23 protein-coding genes are annotated in these 22,627 nt (G+C 42.9%); 19 read left to right on the top strand and 4 right to left on the bottom strand.

The genetic code is table 11. From position 1 onward, the window contains the following. Nucleotides 1-140 precede the first annotated feature (140 nt). The 5 genes from K1I53_RS05990 to K1I53_RS05970 all read left to right on the top strand — a co-directional run bounded on the left by K1I53_RS05990 (nt 141) and on the right by K1I53_RS05970 (nt 3,260). The gene (locus K1I53_RS05990) at nt 141-431 is read left to right on the top strand and encodes a thiamine-binding protein (protein ID WP_139659063.1); all 291 of its coding nucleotides are present in this window, start codon (nt 141-143) and stop codon (nt 429-431) included. Next, nucleotides 394-1,152: an ABC transporter permease gene (locus K1I53_RS05985; RefSeq protein WP_223328729.1), complete on the top strand. Its 759-nt coding sequence runs from the start codon at nt 394-396 to the stop codon at nt 1,150-1,152. Before K1I53_RS05990 ends, K1I53_RS05985 begins: the two co-directional genes overlap by 38 nt. Nucleotides 1,153-1,190: 38 nt before the next feature. Further along, nucleotides 1,191-2,198 (top strand): ABC transporter substrate-binding protein, encoded by a 1,008-nt coding sequence (locus K1I53_RS05980; protein ID WP_223328728.1) that lies wholly within the window; start codon nt 1,191-1,193, stop codon nt 2,196-2,198. Then, nucleotides 2,198-2,926 carry an ABC transporter ATP-binding protein gene (locus K1I53_RS05975; RefSeq protein WP_223328727.1) on the top strand — a complete coding sequence of 243 codons (729 nt, stop codon included), beginning with the start codon at nt 2,198-2,200 and terminating at the stop codon, nt 2,924-2,926. Before K1I53_RS05980 ends, K1I53_RS05975 begins: the two co-directional genes overlap by 1 nt. 121 nt (nt 2,927-3,047) lie before the next feature. Further along, entirely contained in the window at nt 3,048-3,260 is a 213-nt protein-coding gene (locus tag K1I53_RS05970) for a hypothetical protein (RefSeq protein ID WP_223328726.1), read from the top strand. 34 nt (nt 3,261-3,294) lie between these two features. Here the strand turns inward: K1I53_RS05970 and K1I53_RS05965 are convergent, their stop codons facing one another. Both K1I53_RS05965 and K1I53_RS05960 read right to left on the bottom strand, forming a co-directional pair. Continuing rightward, nucleotides 3,295-3,510, bottom strand: a complete 216-nt coding sequence (locus tag K1I53_RS05965; protein ID WP_223328725.1) for a hypothetical protein — start codon at nt 3,508-3,510, stop codon at nt 3,295-3,297. A gap of 34 nt (nt 3,511-3,544) precedes the next feature. Continuing rightward, nucleotides 3,545-3,754, bottom strand: coding sequence for a CPCC family cysteine-rich protein (locus tag K1I53_RS05960; RefSeq protein ID WP_001044018.1), 210 nt, complete (start codon nt 3,752-3,754; stop codon nt 3,545-3,547). A gap of 466 nt (nt 3,755-4,220) precedes the next feature. On the opposite strand from K1I53_RS05960, the gene K1I53_RS05955 reads away from it, so the two are divergent. The 7 genes from K1I53_RS05955 (at nt 4,221) to K1I53_RS05925 (ending at nt 11,645) form a co-directional block, all read left to right on the top strand. After that, nucleotides 4,221-4,679 (top strand): CtsR family transcriptional regulator, encoded by a 459-nt coding sequence (locus K1I53_RS05955; protein ID WP_001211261.1) that lies wholly within the window; start codon nt 4,221-4,223, stop codon nt 4,677-4,679. A gap of 1 nt (nt 4,680) precedes the next feature. Beyond that, a complete protein-coding gene (locus K1I53_RS05950; RefSeq protein ID WP_223328724.1) occupies nt 4,681-7,113 on the top strand; it encodes an ATP-dependent Clp protease ATP-binding subunit in 2,433 nt (810 codons plus the stop codon). 141 nt (nt 7,114-7,254) lie between these two features. Continuing rightward, a complete protein-coding gene (locus tag K1I53_RS05945) occupies nt 7,255-8,313 on the top strand; it encodes an AAA family ATPase (protein ID WP_223328723.1) in 1,059 nt (352 codons plus the stop codon). Between the two features lie 9 nt (nt 8,314-8,322). Continuing rightward, nucleotides 8,323-9,102 carry a nicotinamide riboside transporter PnuC gene (gene pnuC, locus K1I53_RS05940; RefSeq protein WP_223328722.1) on the top strand — a complete coding sequence of 260 codons (780 nt, stop codon included), beginning with the start codon at nt 8,323-8,325 and terminating at the stop codon, nt 9,100-9,102. 1 nt (nt 9,103) lies between these two features. After that, a complete protein-coding gene (locus K1I53_RS05935; RefSeq protein ID WP_223328721.1) occupies nt 9,104-9,877 on the top strand; it encodes an NUDIX domain-containing protein in 774 nt (257 codons plus the stop codon). 271 nt (nt 9,878-10,148) lie between these two features. Next, nucleotides 10,149-10,832 carry a hypothetical protein gene (locus K1I53_RS05930; protein ID WP_223328720.1) on the top strand — a complete coding sequence of 228 codons (684 nt, stop codon included), beginning with the start codon at nt 10,149-10,151 and terminating at the stop codon, nt 10,830-10,832. A gap of 126 nt (nt 10,833-10,958) precedes the next feature. Further along, nucleotides 10,959-11,645 carry a YoaK family protein gene (locus tag K1I53_RS05925; protein ID WP_000764008.1) on the top strand — a complete coding sequence of 229 codons (687 nt, stop codon included), beginning with the start codon at nt 10,959-10,961 and terminating at the stop codon, nt 11,643-11,645. 55 nt (nt 11,646-11,700) lie between these two features. Here K1I53_RS05925 and dusB read toward each other — a convergent pair whose 3' ends face one another. Together dusB and hslO are read right to left on the bottom strand one after the other, a co-directional pair. Then, nucleotides 11,701-12,681, bottom strand: coding sequence for a tRNA dihydrouridine synthase DusB (gene dusB, locus K1I53_RS05920; protein WP_185760837.1), 981 nt, complete (start codon nt 12,679-12,681; stop codon nt 11,701-11,703). Further along, a complete protein-coding gene (hslO, locus tag K1I53_RS05915) occupies nt 12,668-13,540 on the bottom strand; it encodes an Hsp33 family molecular chaperone HslO (RefSeq protein ID WP_125449061.1) in 873 nt (290 codons plus the stop codon). Before hslO ends, dusB begins: the two co-directional genes overlap by 14 nt. A gap of 164 nt (nt 13,541-13,704) precedes the next feature. Between hslO and K1I53_RS05910 the strand changes: the two genes are divergently transcribed. The 7 genes from K1I53_RS05910 (at nt 13,705) to dltB (ending at nt 22,624) form a co-directional block, all read left to right on the top strand. Then, a complete protein-coding gene (locus K1I53_RS05910) occupies nt 13,705-15,132 on the top strand; it encodes a helix-turn-helix domain-containing protein (RefSeq protein WP_125449059.1) in 1,428 nt (475 codons plus the stop codon). A gap of 156 nt (nt 15,133-15,288) precedes the next feature. Next, on the top strand, nt 15,289-16,797 hold the full coding sequence (gene glpK / locus K1I53_RS05905) for a glycerol kinase GlpK (protein ID WP_125449057.1): 1,509 nt from the start codon (nt 15,289-15,291) through the stop codon (nt 16,795-16,797). A gap of 41 nt (nt 16,798-16,838) precedes the next feature. Further along, complete coding sequence (glpO, locus tag K1I53_RS05900; protein WP_125449055.1) at nt 16,839-18,665, top strand: type 1 glycerol-3-phosphate oxidase; 1,827 nt, start codon at nt 16,839-16,841, stop codon at nt 18,663-18,665. A 70-nt stretch (nt 18,666-18,735) separates the two neighbouring features. Then, nucleotides 18,736-19,440 carry an MIP/aquaporin family protein gene (locus K1I53_RS05895; protein WP_125449053.1) on the top strand — a complete coding sequence of 235 codons (705 nt, stop codon included), beginning with the start codon at nt 18,736-18,738 and terminating at the stop codon, nt 19,438-19,440. Between the two features lie 240 nt (nt 19,441-19,680). Further along, nucleotides 19,681-19,812, top strand: coding sequence for a teichoic acid D-Ala incorporation-associated protein DltX (locus K1I53_RS05890; RefSeq protein ID WP_025168981.1), 132 nt, complete (start codon nt 19,681-19,683; stop codon nt 19,810-19,812). A 20-nt stretch (nt 19,813-19,832) separates the two neighbouring features. Beyond that, entirely contained in the window at nt 19,833-21,383 is a 1,551-nt protein-coding gene (gene dltA, locus K1I53_RS05885; RefSeq protein WP_223328719.1) for a D-alanine--poly(phosphoribitol) ligase subunit DltA, read from the top strand. Further along, complete coding sequence (gene dltB, locus K1I53_RS05880) at nt 21,380-22,624, top strand: D-alanyl-lipoteichoic acid biosynthesis protein DltB (protein ID WP_223328718.1); 1,245 nt, start codon at nt 21,380-21,382, stop codon at nt 22,622-22,624. Before dltA ends, dltB begins: the two co-directional genes overlap by 4 nt. Nucleotides 22,625-22,627 lie beyond the last annotated feature (3 nt).

Genomic DNA, 22,627 nt, shown 5'->3' with positions numbered 1-22,627 from the left:
AGAGGAAGTGTTAAACTTCGACCGCACCTGATCTGGGTAATGCCAGCGTAGGGAAGGATACTTAGCCGAATTCTGCACCTTTTCCGTATATGGAAGGGGTTTTCTTTTTGTCAAAAGGAAGCCTAGAAGAGGAGGTTTTTATGAAAGCAAGCATTGCCTTGCAAGTCTTGCCCCTATCACAGGGGATTGACCGGATTGCTATTATCGATCAGGTGATTGCTTATCTGCAAGCTCAATCTGTGACTATGGTGGTGACACCCTTTGAAACGGTCTTGGAAGGGGAGTTGGATGAGCTCATGCGCATTCTCAAAGAAGCGCTAGAAGTGGCAGGGCAGGAGGCAGATAATGTCTTTGCCAATGTCAAAATAAATGTAGGAGAGATTTTAAGCATCGATGAGAAACTTGAAAAGTATGATGAGACGACACATTAGTCTTTTGGGCTTTATAGGAGTCTTGTCGGTCTGGCAGTTAGCAGGAATATTCAAACTTTTACCCAAGTTTATCCTGCCAACCCCTCTTGAGATCCTCCAGGCCTTTGCTCGTGACAGAGAATTTCTCTGGCACCATAGCTGGGCGACCTTGAGAGTGGCTTTGCTGGGGCTGGTTTTAGGAGTCTTGATTGCTTGCCTCATGGCGGTGCTTATGGACAGTCTAACTTGGCTCAATGATCTTATCTACCCTATGATGGTGGTTGTCCAAACCATTCCGACGATTGCCATAGCCCCAATTTTAGTCTTGTGGCTAGGTTATGGGATTTTGCCCAAGATTGTCTTGATTATCTTGACGACAACCTTCCCTATTATCGTCAGCATTTTAGACGGATTTAGGCATTGTGACAAGGATATGCTGACCTTGTTTAGTCTGATGCGGGCCAAGCCTTGGCAAATCCTGTGGCATTTTAAAATCCCGGTCAGTCTGCCTTACTTTTATGCAGGTCTGAGGGTCAGTGTCTCCTACGCCTTTATCACAACAGTGGTATCTGAGTGGTTGGGAGGCTTTGAAGGACTAGGTGTCTACATGATTCAGTCCAAGAAACTGTTTCAGTATGATACCATGTTTGCCATTATTATTCTGGTGTCGATTATCAGCCTTTTGGGTATGAAATTGGTCGATGTTAGTGAAAAATATGTGATTAAATGGAAACGTCCCTAAGATAAGGATGTTTTAGAAAAAGAAAAGAGGAAATCAAAATGAAGAAAACATGGAAAGTGTTTTTAACGCTAGTAACAGCTTTTGTAGCTGTCGTGCTTGTGGCTTGTGGTCAAGGAACTGCTTCTAAGGATAACAAAGAAGCAGAACTCAAGAAGATTGACTTTATCCTAGACTGGACGCCAAATACTAACCACACAGGACTTTATGTGGCTAAAGAAAAAGGTTATTTCAAGGAAGCTGGAGTGGATGTTGATTTGAAATTGCCACCTGAAGAAAGCTCATCTGACTTGGTGATCAATGGCAAGGCACCATTTGCAGTGTATTTCCAAGACTACATGGCTAAGAAATTGGAAAAAGGGGCAGGAATCACTGCCGTTGCCGCTATCGTTGAGCACAATACATCAGGGATCATCTCACGAAAATCTGACAATGTCACCAGTCCAAAAGACTTGGTTGGGAAGAAATACGGAACCTGGAATGACCCGACTGAGCTTGCTATGTTGAAAACCTTGGTAGAATCACAAGGTGGAGACTTTGAGAAGGTCGAAAAAGTACCAAACAACGACTCAAACTCGATTACACCGATTGCTAATGGCGTCTTTGACGCTGCTTGGATCTACTACGGTTGGGATGGTATTCTTGCCAAATCTCAAGGCGTAGATGCTAACTTCATGTACTTGAAAGACTATGTCAAGGAGTTTGACTACTACTCACCCGTTATCATCGCAAACAATGACTATCTAAAAGACAACAAGGAAGAAGCTCGTAAAGTTATCCAAGCTATCAAAAAAGGCTACCAATATGCCATGGAACATCCAGAAGAAGCTGCAGATATCCTCATTAAGAACGCACCTGAACTCAAGGAAAAACGTGACTTTGTCATCGAATCTCAAAAATACTTGTCAAAAGAATACGCAAGTGACAAGGAAAAATGGGGACAATTTGACGCTGACCGCTGGAATGCCTTCTACAAATGGGATAAAGAACATGGTATCCTCAAAGAAGACCTGACTGACAAGGGCTTCACTAACGAATTTGTAAAATAATGACAGAAATTAGACTAGAACACGTAAGCTATGCCTATGGCGATGAAAAGATTTTAGAGGATATCAACCTGCAGGTGACTTCGGGTGAAGTGGTTTCTATCCTAGGACCAAGTGGTGTTGGAAAGACCACTCTCTTTAACCTAATCGCTGGGATTTTAGAAGTTCAGTCAGGGCGAATTGTCCTTGACGGCGAGGAAAATCCTAAGGGGCGCGTGAGTTATATGCTGCAAAAGGATCTCCTCTTGGAGCACAAGACGGTGCTTGGCAATATCATCCTGCCCCTCTTGATTCAAAAGGTGGATAAGGCGGAGGCCATTGCTCGAGCGGATGAAATCCTTGTGACCTTCCAGCTGACAGCCGTACAGGATAAGTATCCTCATGAGCTCAGTGGTGGGATGCGTCAGCGTGTGGCCTTGCTTCGTACCTACCTTTTCGGGCACAAGCTCTTTCTTTTGGATGAGGCCTTTAGTGCTTTGGATGAGATGACAAAGATGGAACTCCACGCTTGGTATCTGGAGATTCACAAACAGTTGCAACTAACGACCTTGATCATCACACATAGTATTGAAGAGGCCCTCAATCTTAGCGACCGCATCTACATCCTAAAAAATCGGCCTGGGCAGATTGTTTCAGAAATTAAACTAGATTGGTCTGAAGACGAGGACAAGGAAGTCCAAAAAATTGCCTACAAACGTCAAATCTTAGCAGAATTGGGCTTAGATACTTAGAAAAATAGGGAGTTGGTGAAGATTATTCTTTTTTTAAAAAAGTTACAAGTCGCTGAAGAAGTTAGCCAATCTTAGAGATACTCCAGGCGCATTTGAAACTAAAGCTATCGAGATGGTCAAAATGATAGACTCTTATAGTAGTGGCCTAGACGAAAAGAAACGTGGTATATTTTATAATTTATTTATTGTTTCCCAAAAACAAAAGCATACTTTAAAAGAACTATATAGGTTACTGGATATTGATAAAACAGAGTATGATCGTCTCAAAAGTGAAATCTTACTAGATTTTGCTCGTAGTTATCGAGAAGGAGCATTATTGACATATTACGATTGAAAACTACTGGTGGAATAAAAAGCCCCTAGAAAATCTAAGGGCTTTTTGACTGCTCGATTTTATCAGCAATTTCAACTTTTAAAATTTCATTTTCAAATAACCTCGTCCATCGTAAACCTGTTTTAACAGATAAAGCATCATACTCTTCATCAAAAGTATCCTTATCTTCAAAAAGACAAATTCCCTCAAAGGTCTGGTTATCAACGTCTGTCATCGTTACAACTTTATTGTTAAACTTTCTAAGTTCCATTTTTATTTTCCTGATTTTGTAGTACTATAGTTTGTTATATTATTGGAATCCCCTTAACGTAAGCTTCCTTAGCTTTTGCTAGTGTCATCTTGTTTGGGCCTCCATCAATGTTGGTTTCCCCCGTATTTTGCCAATTACAATGATCACAAATGTCATAAACAGCAGTCAATGTTCCGCAAACTGGACAATGTACGTATTCTTCATCATTGATCATTACTAAGTTTTCTTTACCAGTCTTATTCATAATTATTTACTCCTAATTATTGTTTTTAAAATAGTGAAACCAGAAATATTAATTGGCTAGAACTAAATGTTTTTATATTAAATTCTCTTATCTTTCTAAACTTTCCTGAGATAGGCTTTCTTAGCTTCTGCAAGAGTTATAGTATCATTATACTTCAATATTGAAACTATTGCTAACGATTGAGAGAGTTTTCTGGATATGCTATAATATTAGCAGATAATAAAAAAGCACGTTTGACCGTGCTAGTTTCTTGCCTGCTGAACTCGTCAATATTTCGCCCTTTTTAGGGCTTTTTTTGTGGACTTTTTTAGGAACTTTCAAGAAAAACTAAGGCGAATTAATGCCAAAGTGTTTTTTAAAAAAGTCAGTATTTCCAATGGTTGAGCCTTAAAAATTTGACTTATAGAGTGTTAAATGATAGTATAGTCAAAGATAGTCAAGGTTCAAAGAAGGAGTTTGATTTACTATGAGATTTAAAAATACATCAGATCATATCGAAGCCTATATCAAGGCGATTTTAGACCAGTCTGGTATCGTGGAATTGCAGCGGAGCCAGTTAGCAGATACCTTTCAGGTTGTGCCGAGTCAGATCAACTATGTAATCAAGACACGTTTTACTGAAAGCAGAGGTTACTTGGTTGAGAGCAAGCGTGGTGGCGGAGGCTACATTCGCATAGGGCGGATTGAGTTTTCCAGTCATCATGAGATGCTCCGCGATTTGCTTTACTCGATTGGTGAGAGAGTTAGTCAGGAGATCTATGAGGATATTCTCCAGCTTTTGGTGGAGCAGGACTTGATGACCAAACAGGAGATGACCTTGCTGGCATCTGTGGCAACGGATCGTGTCCTAGGGGAAGAATCCTCAGTTGTCCGTGCCAATATGCTCCGACAGCTATTACAAGAGGTAGATAGAAAAGAGAAGTAAGATGAACTATTCAAAAGCATTGAATGAATGTATCGAGAGTGCCTACATGGTTGCAAGCCATTTTGGAGCCCGTTACCTAGAGTCTTGGCATTTATTGATTGCCATGTCCAATCACAGTTATAGTGTGGCAGGTGCGACTCTAAATGATTATCCTTATGAAATGGACCGTTTAGAAGAGGTTGCGTTAGAACTGACTGAAACGGCCTATAGCCAGGACGAAACCTTTACAGAATTACCCTTTTCCCATCGTTTGGAGGTTCTCTTTGCAGAAGCAGAGTATGTGGCCTCAGTGGTCCACGCAAAGGTGCTAGGGACAGAGCATGTCCTCTATGCAATCTTGCATGACGGCAATGCCTTGGCGACACGCATCTTGGAGAGAGCAGGCTTTTCTTATGAAGACCAGAAAGATCAGGTCAGAATTGCTGCTCTTCGTCGCAATCTAGAAGAGCGTGCTGGCTGGACTCGTGAAGACCTCAAGGCTTTGCGTCAACGCCATCGCACAGTAACTGACAAGCAAAATTCCATGGCAAATATGATGGGCATGCCTCAAGCTCAAAGTGGTGGTTTAGAGGATTATACTCATGACCTGACGGAGCAAGCGCGTTCTGGCAAGTTAGAGCCAGTTATCGGTCGAGACAAGGAAATCTCACGTATGATTCAAATCTTGAGCCGTAAAACCAAGAACAATCCGGTCTTGGTTGGAGATGCGGGTGTCGGGAAAACTGCTTTAGCACTTGGGCTTGCCCAGCGTATTGCTAGTGGGGATGTACCTGCGGAAATGGCTAAGATGCGCGTTTTAGAGCTTGATTTGATGAATGTTGTTGCGGGGACACGTTTTCGTGGTGACTTTGAAGAACGTATGAACAATATCATCAAGGATATCGAGGAAGATGGCAAAGTGATCCTCTTTATCGATGAACTCCACACCATTATGGGTTCTGGAAGCGGTATTGATTCGACTCTGGATGCTGCCAATATTTTGAAACCAGCCTTAGCTCGCGGAACTTTGAGAACAGTTGGGGCCACCACTCAGGAAGAATACCAAAAACACATCGAAAAAGATGCTGCCCTTTCTCGTCGGTTTGCAAAAGTGACGATTGAAGAGCCAAGTTTAGATGACAGCATGACCATTTTGCAAGGTTTGAAGGCTACCTATGAGAAACACCACCGTGTGCAAATCACAGATGAAGCTGTCGAAACAGCTGTCAAGATGGCACATCGTTACTTGACCAGTCGTCACTTGCCAGACTCTGCCATCGACCTATTGGATGAAGCGGCAGCAACAGTGCAAAACAAATCCAAGCATGTGAAAGCAGACGAATCCGGCTTGAGTCCAGCTGACAAGGCCTTGATGGATGGCAAGTGGAAACAAGCGGCCCAGCTAATCGCAAAAGAACAAGAAGTGCCTGTCTATAAAGACTTAGTGACAGAATCTGATATCTTGACTACCTTGAGTCGCTTGTCAGGTATCCCAGTCCAAAAACTGACACAAACAGATGCTAAGAAATACCTGAACCTGGAAGCGGAGTTGCACAAACGTGTCATCGGTCAAGATCAAGCTGTTTCAAGTATTAGCCGTGCGATTCGCCGCAATCAGTCAGGTATTCGCATTCACAAGCGTCCAATTGGTTCCTTTATGTTCCTAGGGCCGACAGGAGTCGGTAAGACTGAATTGGCCAAGGCTCTGGCAGAAGTCCTCTTTGATGACGAATCAGCCCTTATCCGCTTTGATATGAGTGAGTATATGGAGAAATTCGCAGCTAGCCGTCTCAATGGAGCTCCTCCGGGCTATGTAGGCTACGAAGAAGGTGGGGAGTTGACGGAGAAGGTTCGCAACAAGCCATACTCCGTTCTCCTCTTTGATGAGGTAGAGAAGGCCCACCCAGATATCTTTAATGTCCTCTTGCAGGTTCTGGACGACGGTGTCTTGACAGATAGCAAGGGACGCAAGGTGGACTTTTCAAATACCATTATCATCATGACGTCAAACCTTGGTGCGACGGCTCTTCGTGACGACAAAACTGTCGGTTTTGGGGCCAAGGACATTCGTTTTGACCAGGAAAATATGGAAAAACGAATCTTTGAAGAGCTGAAAAAAACTTATCGACCAGAGTTTATCAACCGTATTGATGAAAAGGTGGTCTTCCACAGCTTAGATAGCGAACACATGCAAGAAATTGTCAAGATTATGGTTAAACCATTGATTGCTAGCCTGGCAGAGAAAGGTATCGACTTGAAACTGCAAGCTTCAGCGTTGAAGTTACTAGCAAGCCAAGGATATGATCCGGAAATGGGAGCTCGCCCACTTCGCAGAACCCTGCAAACAGAAGTGGAGGACAAGTTGGCAGAACTCCTTCTTAAGGGGGAACTGGTAGCAGGAAAGACCCTCAAGATTGGTGTCAAAGCAGGCCAGTTAAAATTTGATATTGCTTAAAAATGGAGAATCAGGAGCAATCCTGATTTTTTCTACTTTTTTATAAAAAACGATAAAAAACTATTGACAAAACAAAAATATAATATATAATAAAAACATAGAAAATAAAAATATCAAAAATTATAAAAAGGTAAAGCGTTTATGAAAAAGAAAACAGCAGTGGTATTTGGGACCTTTGCCCCTCTTCATCAGGGTCATATCGATCTGATCCAGCGAGCGAAGCGTCAGTGTGACCAGGTCTGGGTAGTCGTTTCAGGCTACGAGGGAGACCGAGGTGAGCAGGTAGGTTTAAGTCTTCAAAAACGATTTCGCTATATCCGAGAGGCTTTTCGTGATGACGAGTTGATCTCTGTCTGCAAGCTGAATGAGACCAACCTTCCCCGTTACCCTATGGGCTGGCAGGAGTGGTTGGACCAGATGTTAGCGGAGATTTCTTATGATGAAACCCAGCAAGAACTGACTTTCTTTGTGGGAGAAACAGAATACCAGCAAGAACTAGCTAAACGTGGATTTGGCACTGTCTTGCAAGAAAGAAAGTTTGGTATCTCAGCGACTATGATTCGAGAAAATCCAAGCAAATATTGGAAATACATCGCTCAACCCTTCCGTCGTCAGTTCACCAAGAAAGTCTTGATCATGGGAAGCGCCAGCAATGGGAAGACCACTCTGGCCAAGGATTTGGCAAGGTATTACGATGCACCTGTTAGTCTGGAATACGCGCGTGAGTATCAGATTAAAAATAACGTCCGCGATGATGAATTGACTCCAAAGGATTACTACTATCTCCTGTTGGGACAGTATGACCAGACCTCAAAGTTAATCGATAGCAATGCCAATCGAGGCCTGGTGATAGCCGATACCAACTCCTTGGTAACTAAGGGCTACTATGATTATTACATGGAAACTGAGGACCAAGGGGACTTATCAGGAGAAACCTTTGACAATCTCTTTGCCTCTATCTTGGCCAAGGAAAAATGGGACTTGATTCTCTTTGTGCAACCTGTCGGCTCCTATGTCAATGACGGATTTAGAGATATGATCATGGCAGAAGACCACATTCGCTACAGTTTTTCCCAGCATTTGGACCAGATGAGAGAGCGATATTTAACTAATATTCCGTTAGTTTATCTAGCGGAGGATTATCTAGGAAATTATGAAGCAGCAAAAGTGGCTATCGATGCCATTTACCAAGCAGATTAGGAGAAAATGATGAAAAAGCTAACTGAAAAAATCACACAATTTATCGAAAACTTTAAAAATGTCCATGAAGAAGCTCGTAAGATCGGTTTTGCAGGAATCATGCGCTTGCTATGGAAAGATCTCTTTGTCGGCCGTAGCCTTTTCCAGTGGTTGTATCTTATCGCCCTGTCAAGTGTTCCCTTGATCTTGGAATTCACACAAAATACGGAAAGCCATGACTGGCTGAGCTTGTTTGCATCTTGGACTGGGATTGTCTGTGTTATCTTGGTAGCAGAAGGGCGTGCAAGCAATTATCTCTTTGGAGCCATTAACTCGGCAATCTACTTGATCTTGGCCATGAATGCGACTTTTTATGGAGAAGTCTTGACGACTGTTTACTTCTTTGTCATGCAGCCTATTGGTCTCTATGCTTGGCTGTCCAATCGTATCAATGAACAGGAAAAACCAGAAGAATCCCACTTTGAAGCTAAGAAATTATCTGTTCTTGACTGGCTCAAGTACTTGGCCTTGACTGCTATCATTTGGATTGGTATGGGCTTGGCTTACCAAAGTATCAATAGCGCTCGCCCTTTCCGTGATAGTGTTACCGATGCGACTAATGGTGTTGGTCAGCTCTTGATGACACGTCTCTACCGTGAGCAATGGATTTTCTGGATTGCAACCAATCTCTTTAGTATCTATCTCTGGTGGGGTGAAAATATTCACATCCAAGGGATGTACTGGGTTTACACACTCAATAGTCTAGTGGGTTGGTACCAATGGACCAAGGCAGTTCGAAAGGAGGCATAAGATGGCAGATACGATGATTCCAGCCGGGATGACGGAAAAAGAATATTATGAAATCCATGCGAGTCAGGAGGAGTTTTTGGATTGGTACTACAAGCAGGAACTCCCTCAATATGAAAAACCAAGTGTGACAGTAGATATGGTAGCCTACTGCTTTGTCGAAGGAAAGATCAAGCTCTTGCTGATTCGTCGTAAGGCTCACCCTTATCAAAACTGTTTAGCCTTAGTTGGAGGCTTTATGGACAAGGGAGAAGATGCTGCACATGCCTGTCAGCGCGAAGTGAGAGAAGAAGTCAATCTCGATCTACCTTTGGAGAAAATCGAGCAATTGATGACCGTATCGACTCCCGGGCGTGACCCACGGGGCTGGACAGTGACCATTGCCCACTTAGTGTACTTACCTAGTCGTGCCTTAGACCTCGTTCAGGCAGGAGACGATGCTAAGGATGTTGTTTTTGTAGATGTCGATTTCCAGACAGGCAAATGCTTCCTAGAGGGAGTCGAGCTGGAGGAGCAAGCCTTCGCCTTTGACCATTATGCCATTATCCAAGAATCCATCAAACGAATCCAAGGCCGTCTCGACTGGAACCCGACCTTCCTCTATCTTCTGGAGGAGGAGTTTACTGTCTATGAAGGAACCGAACTGGTCAACCTCATTAACCCAGGGCGCTCCATCGTCAGCAATAATTTTTTAGTAAAATACGGAGAATATGTAGAAGAAGTCGGACTCAAACGAGTGCCTAAAAAGAAACCAAGAAAAACCTATCGATTGAAATAAAAAGCGAGGTCGGGAAAAGTTCCCGACCTCTTTATTTATCATCATTTTTATGAATGGCTATCTTTCTTAGAATTACACAAGAGCGATGCAAAAAATATGACTCTAATCTAAAAAAATTTCTATTTTTTCGTTTCGATTACGAATTGAAATAGTGGAGGGAACAATTTTTAAACTAGTTTCTCTAAATAGTTGACAGATTCAAAACCTAATGTTACAATTATATTACAAAAATATTTCTTAATATTTCAAAAACATTACAAAGGAGTAAAAAATGAAAAAGAAAACCTATATCAAATTGATGGCAGCGACTGTGTTGGCTTCTACCTTGCTACTAGGAGCTTGTGGAAATAAAAACGAAACCACTCAAACTAGTAGCTCTGCAAAGACAAGTCAATCATCAAGCTCTAAAGCAGCTTCTTCTAGCAAAGAAAGCAAGACTCAAAAATCTTCAAGCTCAGCTTCATCTGAAAAGGCCCAGGCATCTTCTGGTCAGTCTTCTACAGCGGCGGATCAGTCACAAGCGAAACCAGCACCTGAATCAAGACAAGAACAAGCAGCTCCTAGTCAGCAAGCTCCATCTCAGGCACCTTCAACTCAGCAAGGCTCTCAAGCCCAGTCTAACCAGTCAGGCTATGATCCAACAACTGACCGCAAACTTCAAGACAAGCAAGCAGAACACAACAAACGCTACAAGGGTGTTTTAACCATGGTCGATGGTGATTTCTCAGCAGCTGCAGGCAACTGGAAGGGAGCGAATGGCGAAACTATTACAGTTTCATCAGGGGGCCGATTTACAGTAGAAACTGCAGAAGGAAATAAAGAAAACTACTCTATTAGAGGCTACTCTTACACTCTTGATGATGGCAAGTATAATGCTAAAATCGGAGGAGGAAAAATCATCCAAATTACAACAGGTGCGGATGGTAAAGTTTCAAGCGTTGCCTTGATTCAATAATAAAATTTTGTGTTTTGACTCTTACTAGAAATCGTTCTGTAAAAGAGTGAGTCAACTGTTTTTCACTTAGTTTCTCCAAGAGAAAGTGGTATAATAAAAAAATCAAAGGAAAACGAGTGATAATACATGGCGGATAAATTAATCTTACCTCAAAACACACGATTGATGGGAGTATTTCTTGGATTTGTAGGTGGTTCTTTGGATGTGTTTTGCCATATTCAATACCATAGTTTGGTAGCGACACAGACAGGGAATATTCTCCTACTGATATCTGATTGGCACGACTCAAATGTCATTAATACGATGCTACGATTCTGCTCCATTATTTTCTTTTCTCTAGGATTTCTGTTTGCATTGCACATGAAAGAATACCGCAAAACGGCCTACTGGCGGGTTAAGATGCTGCTCCCTTTATTTATTGGAACTCTTATTCTACCTTTCTTTTCACGATTTCCTCTATTAGAAGTTCCTTTCATCGCTTTTGGAACAGGAATGATGATGCTAACATTTACGGGCAGTTTGATTGAAGATCATCCCTATGTCATTTTTATGACGTCTGGAAATTACCGAAAGATGTTGACCGCTTTGTATCGCATTGCTAGAAGAGAAGGAAATATCCAAGAATACCGTCGCCAGGCCTTAAATTATGGGATTGTTGTGGGAAGTTTCATAGTGGGCGCAATCAGCTTGGCTGTATTGATGCATTTTCTTCATGAATGGTCTATATGGATTGTCAGCCTCAATTTGTTTTTGATTATGTCCTACTATATAGCTAGAGTGAAGCAATTAGATTTACAAGATGAAAACATATAAAAACGGCAAGACTCATTTTTGAGCTTTGCCGTTTTTGTGAGTTGTAGATGTGAGACTATGCTTTGTCTAGTTGCAAGAGGGCTTCAATCTCTGCTAGGGTGCTAGCTTGTGAAATGGCTCCACGAAGTTTGGCAGCGCCAGATGTTCCCCGGAGGTAGTGCGGAGCGAGGCCGCGGAATTCACGAACGGCTACGTTTTCTCCTTTGAGGTTAATCAAGCGTTTCAGGTGTTCGTAGGCGATTTTCATCTTATCTTCAAAGGTCAAATCAGGAAGGATTTCTCCTGTTTCAAAGTAGTGGTTGATCTGGTTGAAGAGGTAGGGATTTCCCATGGCTGCGCGACCAATCATGACAGCGTCAGCCCCGACTTCTTCGATACGCTGTTTGGCTTCTTGGACCGTACGGATGTCACCATTTGCGATAAATGGAATCTTGGTCAGAGCTTGAGCAACCTTGTGTAGGGTCTCGAGGTCTGCGTGACCAGTATACATTTGTTCGCGGGTACGGCCGTGCATAGCGAGAGCAGAGACACCTGCAGCCTCAGCAGCTAGGGCATTCTCCACAGCTAGGGATGGATCAGACCAGCCTGTACGCATCTTGACTGTAAGTGGAATATCGAGGACAGATCGGACCTTGTTGATGATAGAGTAGATCTTGTCTGGATCCTTGAGCCACATAGCGCCAGCTTCGTTTTTCACGATTTTGTTAACTGGGCAGCCCATGTTGATATCGACGATATCGGTCTTGGTGTTTTCTTGGATGAATTCTGCTGCGCGTGCGAGGCTGTCTTCATCGCTACCAAAAAGTTGGATAGAGACTGGGTTTTCGCCTTCATCGATATGAAGCATATGTAGAGTTTTTTCGTTGTTGTATTGGATTCCCTTGTCAGAGACCATTTCCATCACAACGAGCCCAGCTCCGAGCTCTTTTGCGATGGTACGAAAGGCTGAATTTGTCACGCCAGCCATAGGCGCTAAAACGGTACGATTGGGAATCTCAACATTGCCAATCATAAAGGGTGTATTAAGATTTGTCACGAATGAGTTCCTCCAGGTCGTTTTCATCAAAGTTATAAGTTGTTTGGCAGAATTGACAAGTGATTTCTGCCCCGTGGTCTTCCTCTTTCATTTCCTCTAAATCTGAGCTTGGAAGGCTGGCAAGAGCGTTCATAAAACGGTCTTTGCTGCAGTCACATTGGAAACGGATTTCTTCTTCAGATAGGCGTTTGTAGGATTCATCACCATAAATAGCCTTGAGGAGAGCTTCGATATGGTCGTCGCTTTCCAGAAGGGTTGAGATAGCTGGCATTTCTTGGATACGTTTCTCAAAGCGGGCAATCTCCTCGTCCTTGGCTCCTGGCAACACTTGGAGAAGGAAACCTCCGGCAACTTCGACCTTGTCGTCTTTATCCAAAAGAACATTGAGGCCGACTGCTGAAGGTGTTTGTTGGCTTTCTGTCAGGTAGTAGGCCAAGTCTTCACCAATTTCCCCAGAGATAAGGGGAGTCATGGAGTTGTAGGGATTTCCAGTACCATAGTCTGTGATAACGAGGAATTGACCATTTCCGACAAAAGGACCGACTAGGACTTCACCCGTTGCAGTCTTTTTGATATCAACGCCAGGATTTTGAACGTAGCCTTTGACGTTGCCCTTGGTATCTGCGACTGTGATGATGGCACCGAGAGAGCTCGTTCCAAGAACTTTAACTGTTAGTTTGGTATTTCCTTTCTCATTAGCTGCGAGAATTTGGCTAGCAATAAGGGTGCGACCAAGTGCGACGGTTGAACTGGCTTGGGTTTGATGTTTTTCTTGAGCAGTGCGGACGGTTTCCGTGCTATCAAGGATAAAAGCACGAAAGGCTCCGCTTTCTGATATAGTTTTAATAATTTTATCCATAGCTACTATTTTAGCATAAAAATGCCCAAAGGGGGAGTCGTGTGTTTGCTGTTTCTGTGGAATAATGACGAGGAAATCAGCCTTAAAATAAAATGAGAAACAGATTATTTCAGCATTTGTAAGATTTATGCTATGCTTGTAGGAGAAAATGAAAGGGGTAACAAATGTATTTAGGCGATTTGATGGAAAAAGCAGAATCTGGTCAATTTTTAGTCCTTTCCTTTCTATTACAAGATTCGCAGACAACAGTCAAGAAAGCCATGGAAGAAACAGGTTTTTCAAAAGCGACCCTAACCAAGTACATTTCTCTGATTAACGAAAATGCCTTGGAAAGAGGACTAGAGCTGACCATCCACTTGGAAGATGAAAATCTGCGTTTGTTGATTGGTGCAGCCACAAAGGGGAGAGAGATTCGGAGCTTGTTTCTAGACAATGCCATTAAGTACCAAATTTTGGTTTACCTTCTCTATCACCAACAATTTCTAGCTCATCAGTTGGCTCAAGAATTGATGATTAGTGAGGCCACGCTTGGTCGCCACTTAGCTAGTCTAAATCAGATTTTGTCAGAATTTGACTTATCCATCCAAAATGGCCGTTGGCGAGGTCCGGAGCATCAGATTCGCTATTTCTATTTCTGTCTTTTCCGCAAGATTTGGTCCAGTCGGGAGTGGGAAGGTCACATGCAGAAAGCTGAGAGAAAACAAGAGATTGCCAGCTTAGAAGAAATCTGCGGTGCTAGCTTGTCTTCGGGCCAGAAATTGGACTTGGTTCTCTGGGCTCATATCAGTCAACAGCGTCTTCGGGTCAATGCCTGTCAGTTTCAAGTCATAGAAGAAAAAATGAGAGGGTATTTTGACAATATTTTCTATCTTCGTTTGCTTCGAAAGGCTCCGTCCTTTTTTGCTGGGCAACACATCCCTCTAGGAACTGAGGATGGTGAGATGATGGTATTCTTTTCATTTCTCCTTTCCCATCGTATCTTGCCCCTTCATACTATGGAGTATATCCTTGGTTTTGGAGGGCAATTAGCCGATTTGCTGACGCAATTGATTCAAGAGATGAAGAAGGAGGAGCTGCTGGGGGGCTACACAGAGGACCATGTCACCTATGAACTCAGCCAGCTCTGTGGTCAAGTTTATCTATACAAGGGCTATATTTTACAAGATCAGTACAGATACCAGACAGAGAATCGCCATCCCTATTTGCTGATGGAACATGATTTTAGAGGGACTGCAGAGAGAATTTTTCATATCTTGCCAGCCTTTCATCAGGGAACGGATTTGGATAAGAAAATTATCTGGGAATGGCTCCAGTTGATAGAGTATATGGCTGAAAATGGTGGTCAGCATATGAGGATTGGTCTGGATTTGACATCTGGTTTTCTTGTCTTTTCTAGGATGGCTGCCCTTTTGAAACGGTATTTGGAATACAATCGTTTTATTGCCATAGAAGCCTACGACCCCAGTCGACATTATGATTTGCTGGTTACCAATAACCCTATCCATAAGAAAGAACAGACTCCGATCTATTATTTAAAAAACGACTTGGATATGGAGGATTTGGCAAAGATTCGTCAGATGCTCTTTGCCTAAAAGACCTGATTTTTCAGGTCTTTTTTGTGAAATTCGCACAATCTCCTCACTTTTTTTTAAAATTTTAAAAAAATTGATGAACAAGAAAGCGCTTTATTTTGTATACTAGTTACTGTAAAGAGGGACCCCCTCAAGATTTTATCAGGAGGACAGCACATGTCACAAGAAAAATACATCATGGCTATTGACCAAGGAACGACCAGTTCTCGTGCCATCATTTTTAACAAAAAAGGAGAAAAGGTCAGCTCTAGTCAAAAAGAATTCACTCAGATTTTCCCTCAAGCAGGTTGGGTAGAGCACAATGCCAATGAAATTTGGAACTCTGTTCAGTCAGTTATCGCGGGTGCTTTCATCGAAAGTGGTGTGAAACCAAGTCAAATCGAAGCAATCGGGATTACTAACCAGCGTGAAACAACTGTCGTCTGGGATAAGAAAACAGGACTTCCTATCTACAACGCTATCGTTTGGCAATCACGCCAGACAGCTCCTCTGGCTGAACAACTAAAAAGCCAAGGTTATGTGGAAAAATTCCACGAAAAGACTGGTTTGATCATCGATGCTTACTTCTCTGCTACCAAGGTTCGTTGGATATTGGACCATGTAGAAGGCGCTCAAGAGCGAGCAGAAAAAGGTGAATTGCTCTTTGGTACCATTGATACTTGGTTAGTTTGGAAATTGACTGACGGTGCGGCTCACGTGACTGACTACTCAAATGCGGCTCGTACCATGCTCTATAACATTAAAGAACTCAAATGGGATGATGAGATTTTAGAAATCCTCAACATTCCTAAGGCCATGCTTCCAGAAGTTCGTTCTAACTCTGAAATCTACGGTAAGACAGCTCCATTCCATTTCTACGGTGGAGAAGTGCCAATCTCAGGTATGGCTGGTGACCAACAGGCAGCCCTCTTTGGACAGTTGGCCTTTGAACCTGGTATGGTTAAGAATACTTATGGAACAGGTTCTTTCATCATCATGAATACTGGTGAAGAGATGCAGTTGTCTGAAAACAACCTTTTGACAACGATTGGTTACGGAATCAACGGCAAGGTGTACTATGCCTTGGAAGGTTCTATCTTCATCGCAGGAAGTGCCATTCAGTGGCTTCGTGATGGACTTCGTATGGTGGAAAACTCACCAGAGTCTGAAAAATATGCTCTCAATTCTCACAACAATGATGAAGTTTATGTCGTACCTGCCTTTACAGGTTTAGGTGCACCATACTGGAACCAAAACGCTCGAGGCTCTGTCTTTGGCTTGACTCGTGGAACAACTAAAGAAGACTTTATCAAGGCGACTTTGCAATCTATCGCTTATCAAGTGCGTGACATCATCGACACGATGCAAGTGGATGCTCAGACAGCTATTCAGGTCTTGAAAGTGGATGGTGGTGCTGCTATGAACAACTTCCTCATGCAGTTCCAGGCTGACATCTTAGGAATTGACATCGCACGCGCTAAAAACTTGGAAACAACTGCCCTAGGAGCGGCTTTCCTAGCTGGTTTGGCAGTGGGTTACTGGAAGGACTTGGACGAGTTGAAACTCTTGAACGAGACAGGAGAACTCTTTGAGCCATCTATGAACGAATCGCGCAAGGAACAACTATACAAGGGCTGGAAGAAAGCTGTGAAAGCAACGCAAGTTTTTGCGGAAATCGAAGACTAATACTGAAAGAATAAAGTGATTTAGTTAGAAAGTGTGTAAATATGGAATTTTCAAAGAAAACACGTGAATTGTCAATTAAAAAAATGCAGGAACGCACTCTGGACCTTTTGATTATCGGTGGAGGGATTACAGGGGCTGGTGTAGCCTTGCAGGCAGCAGCCAGTGGTCTTGAGACTGGCTTGATTGAAATGCAGGACTTCGCAGAAGGGACATCTAGCCGTTCAACAAAATTGGTTCACGGAGGTCTGCGTTACCTCAAGCAATTTGATGTGGAAGTAGTCTCAGATACAGTTTCTGAACGTGCGGTGGTTCAACAAATCGCCCCACATATTCCAAAACCAGATCCAATGCTCTTGCCAGTTTACGATGAGGATGGAGCGACATTTAGCCTTTTCCGTCTCAAAGTAGCCATGGACTTGTACGACCTTTTGGCAGGTGTTAGCAATACGCCAGCTGCTAACAAGGTCTTGAGCAAGGAAGAAGTCTTGGAACGCCAGCCAAACTTGAAGAAAGAAGGCTTGGTAGGAGGTGGGGTTTACCTTGACTTCCGTAATAACGATGCGCGTCTCGTGATTGAAAACATCAAACGTGCCAATCAAGACGGTGCCCTCATTGCCAACCACGTTAAGGCAGAAGGCTTCCTCTTTGATGAAAGTGGCAAGATTACAGGTGTTGTAGCTCGTGATTTGTTGACAGACCAAGTCTTTGAAATTAAGGCTCGTCTGGTTATTAACACGACAGGTCCTTGGAGCGACAAGGTACGTAATTTGTCCAATAAGGGAACCCAATTCTCACAAATGCGTCCAACTAAGGGAGTGCACTTGGTAGTGGATTCAAGCAAGATCAAGGTTTCACAGCCAGTTTACTTTGACACAGGTTTGGGCGATGGTCGTATGGTCTTTGTTCTCCCACGTGAAAACAAGACTTACTTTGGTACAACGGATACAGACTACACAGGCGATTTGGAACATCCAAAAGTGACGCAGGAAGATGTAGATTATCTGCTTGGCATTGTCAACAACCGTTTCCCAGAAGCAAATATCACAATTGACGATATCGAAAGTAGCTGGGCTGGTCTTCGTCCATTGATTGCAGGCAATAGCGCTTCTGACTACAATGGAGGAAATAACGGAACCATTAGCGATGAGAGCTTCAATAGCTTGATTGCGACTGTCGAAGCTTATCTATCGAAAGAAAAAACGCGTGAAGATGTTGAGTCTGCTGTTAGTAAGCTTGAAAGCAGCACATCTGAGAAACATTTGGATCCATCTGCAGTTTCTCGTGGTTCGAGCTTGGACCGTGATGACAATGGCCTTTTGACCCTGGCTGGTGGTAAAATCACAGACTACCGTAAGATGGCTGAAGGAGCTATGGAGCGCGTGGTTGACATCCTCAAAACCGAATTTGACCGTAGCTTTAAACTGATCAACTCTAAGACTTATCCTGTTTCAGGTGGAGAATTGAACCCAGCAAATGTGGACTCAGAAATCGAAGCCTTTGCTCAACTTGGAGTTTCACGTGGTTTGGATAGCAAGGAAGCTCACTATCTAGCAAATCTTTACGGTTCAAATGCACCGAAGGTCTTTGCCCTTGCTCACAGCTTGGAACAAGCGCCAGGACTCAGCTTGGCAGATACCTTGTCCCTTCACTATGCAATGCGCAATGAGTTGGCTCTGAACCCAGTTGACTTCCTCCTCCGTCGTACCAACCATATGCTCTTCATGCGTGATAGTTTGGATAGCATCGTTGAGCCAGTTTTGGATGAAATGGGACGATTTTATGATTGGACAGAAGAAGAAAAAGCAGCCTACCGTGCGGATGTCGAAGCAGCTCTTGCTAACAACGATCTAGCGGCATTGAAAAATTAAGAAAAACTAGAAAAGAGGGAGGCAAGCCTTCCTTGCCCTCTCTCTCCTTCTTTTAAATGGAGACAAAGATATGATGAAAGAATTATTTGGAGAATTTTTGGGGACCTTAATCCTCATCCTCCTAGGAAATGGTGTTGTTGCAGGTGTGGTTCTTCCCAAAACCAAGAGCAACAATTCAGGATGGATTGTCATTACTATGGGATGGGGAATTGCTGTAGCCGTTGCGGCCTTTGTATCTGGCACGCTCAGTCCAGCCCACCTAAATCCAGCTGTGACGTTTGCTATGGCCTTAAAAGGAACGCTCTCTTGGGCTTCTGTTTTCCCTTATATCCTAGCCCAATTCGCAGGAGCGATGGTGGCTCAGATTTTGGTTTGGTTGCAATTCAAACCACACTATGAGGCGGAAGAAAACGCAGGAAATATCCTAGCGACCTTTAGTACTGGACCAGCCATCAAGGACACAGTATCGAATTTGGTTAGCGAAATCCTTGGTACCTTTGTTTTGCTCTTGACAATCTTTGCCTTGGGACTCTATGACCTTCAAGCCGGTTTAGGGACCTTTGCAGTAGGAACGTTGATTGTCGGTATCGGTCTTTCACTAGGTGGGACAACAGGTTATGCCTTGAACCCAGCTCGTGACCTTGGCCCTCGTATCATGCACAGCATCTTGCCAATTCCAAACAAGGGAGACGGAGACTGGTCTTATGCTTGGATTCCTGTTGTGGGACCTATCCTCGGAGCGTCCTTAGCAGTCCTCGTATTCTCACTTTTCTAAGATAAAAGAGTTATTGGCAACAGAGTTTGAGATGGAAATCTCAGGCTCGTTTTTGTCTTTATTTATAACAAAAAGATTGATATCTTAACTTATCTTAAAATAAGCTAAAACAAACTTTTGAATTATGGTAAACAGTTGAAAAAAAGGTTGATAAAATGGTAAAATGTTAGGAAGATAAGACAGTAAATGCATAGTTGCATAGCTTTTTTGAAAAATCATAGAAAATTGAACACACTAACTATGGGAAAACACAGAAAATTGTATATGTTTTTGGGACAGACCGTCCTATATTTTGTAATCTTACTTGGTTTGCTTTATTTTTTTAGTTACCTTGGTCAGAGCCAAGGAACCTTTATTTATAATGAGTTCTAGTTTGAAGGAGAAGAAAAACCGTGTCTAATAAACCGATAAAAGATATGATTGAAACGATTGAGCACTTTGCTCAAACACAACCAACATATCCTGTCTACAATGTTTTAGGCCAAGAGCACACTTATGGTGATCTGAAGGCTGATTCGGATAGTTTGGCTGCAACCATCGATCAACTAGGCTTGCCTGAGAAATCTCCAGTCGTCGTTTTTGGTGGTCAGGAGTATGAGATGTTGGCTACCTTTGTGGCGCTGACTAAGTCGGGACATGCCTATATTCCAATTGACAGCCATTCGGCCTTGGAACGAGTTTCTGCTATCGTAGAAGTTGCAGAGCCAAGCTTGATTATTGCTATCTCAGATTTTCCATTAGAGCAAACTAGCACACCGATGCTGAATTTGGAGCAAGTTCATGAAGCTTTTGCTCAAACTTCTAGCTACGAGATTACGCATCCAGTCAAGGGAGATGACAACTACTACATCATCTTTACTTCTGGTACGACTGGTAAGCCAAAGGGAGTGCAGATTTCCCATGACAATCTCCTCAGTTTTACCAACTGGATGATTACAGACAAAGAATTTGCGACGCCAAGTCGTCCGCAAATGCTGGCCCAACCACCCTACTCTTTTGACCTGTCTGTCATGTACTGGGCGCCAACCTTAGCACTGGGTGGTACACTTTTCGCTCTTCCTTCAGCCATTACTCAGGACTTCAAGCAACTATTTGCGACCATCTTTTCATTGCCAATCGCTATCTGGACCTCAACGCCTTCCTTTGCAGATATGGCCATGTTGTCAGAAGATTTTAATAGTGAGAAAATGCCAGGAATTACGCATTTCTACTTTGATGGCGAAGAATTGACGGTCAAAACAGCTCAAAAACTGCGCGAGCGTTTCCCAAATGCCCAAATTATCAATGCTTACGGTCCAACAGAAGCAACAGTGGCTCTGTCAGCAGTTGCTGTGACAGACGAGATGTTGGCGACTCTCAAACGCCTACCAATCGGTTATACCAAGGCTGATTCTCCGACCTTTATCATTGATGAAGAAGGCAATAAACTGCCAAATGGTGAACAGGGAGAAATCATTGTTTCTGGGCCAGCTGTGTCAAAAGGCTATATGAACAATCCTGAAAAAACAGCGGAAGCCTTCTTTGAATTTGAAGGACTGCCAGCCTATCACACCGGAGATGTGGGAACCATGACGGATGAAGGCTTGCTTCTCTACGGCGGACGCATGGACTTCCAGATTAAGTTTAATGGTTACCGCATTGAGCTTGAAGATGTCTCTCAAAATCTCAACAAATCTCGCTATATCGAGTCGGCTGTTGCTGTTCCACGCTATAACAAGGATCACAAGGTGCAAAATCTACTGACCTATGTCATCCTAAAGGACGGTGTCCGTCAGCAGTTTGAACGTGATATCGATATTACCAAGGCTATCAAGGAAGACCTAGCAGATATCATGATGTCTTATATGATGCCATCGAAATTCCTCTATCGAGATAGTTTGCCACTAACGCCTAATGGTAAAATTGATATCAAGGGCTTGATCAACGAGGTAAACAATAGATGATGGAGCTTTACAAACAGCTACCTCATTTGGAACCTTATGGCAATCTTTATTATTTTTTGTATGTGATTGCTGCGACCCTACCGATATTTATCGGGCTCTTTTTCAAGAAACGTTTTGCCTGGTATGAGGTGCTGGTTAGTCTCTTCTTTATCGTCACCATGTTGGTCGGTGGAAAGACCGATCAAATAAGTGCTCTGATCCTTTATGTTATCTGGCAAGTACTGCTTGTATTTTTCTACAAAAGGTACAGGAAACGACGGGATAGTAAATGGATATTTTATCTAGTTAGCTTTTTATCCCTATTGCCTATCGTCTTTGTGAAAGTATCTCCTACTATTCATGGCCCTCAATCTTTGTTTGGATTTTTAGGAATTTCTTACTTGACCTTTCGTGCAGTTGGGGTTATCGTTGAGTTGAGAGATGGTGTCATCAAGGATTTAACGATTTGGCAATTCTTACGTTTTCTTCTCTTTATGCCGACTTTCTCAAGTGGTCCCATTGATCGTTTTAAACGCTTCAATGAAAATTACGAGACCATTCCTGAGCGGGATGAGCTGATGGACATGCTAGAAGAGGCTGTCAAATATATCATGCTTGGCTTCCTCTACAAGTTTATTTTGGCTCACATTTTAGGAGAGACATTATTGCCTCCGCTGAAAAATTTGGCCTTGCAGACAGGTGGTTTCTTTAACCTCTACGCTTTAGCGGTCATGTACACCTTTGGTCTGGAGCTCTTCTTTGACTTTGCGGGCTACTCTATGTTTGCCTTAGCCATTTCAAACTTGATGGGGATTCATAGTCCCATCAATTTTAACAAGCCCTTTTTGTCAAGGGATTTAAAAGAGTTTTGGAATCGCTGGCACATGAGTCTGTCTTTCTGGTTCCGTGACTTTGTCTTTATGCGGATGGTTATGGTGTTGACCAGAAAGAAGGTCTTTAAAAATCGTAACGTGACCTCAAGTGTAGCCTACATTCTCAATATGCTGATTATGGGATTTTGGCATGGTGTGACCTGGTACTACATCGCCTATGGACTTTTCCATGGGATTGGGCTGGTCATCAATGACGCTTGGGTTCGTAAGAAAAAAGCGCTCAATAAAGAACGGAAAAAAGCTGGAAAGGGTTCCTTACCTGAGAATCGCTGGATTCAGTTGCTTGGCATGGTTGTCACCTTCCATGTCGTGATGGTTTCATTCTTAATCTTTTCTGGATTTTTGAATGATTTATGGTTTAAAAAATAAAAG

It is taken from the genome of Streptococcus oralis (assembly GCF_019929365.1).
Classification (GTDB): domain Bacteria; phylum Bacillota; class Bacilli; order Lactobacillales; family Streptococcaceae; genus Streptococcus; species Streptococcus oralis_BT.
This window is presented reverse-complemented; position numbering and strand designations above follow the sequence as displayed.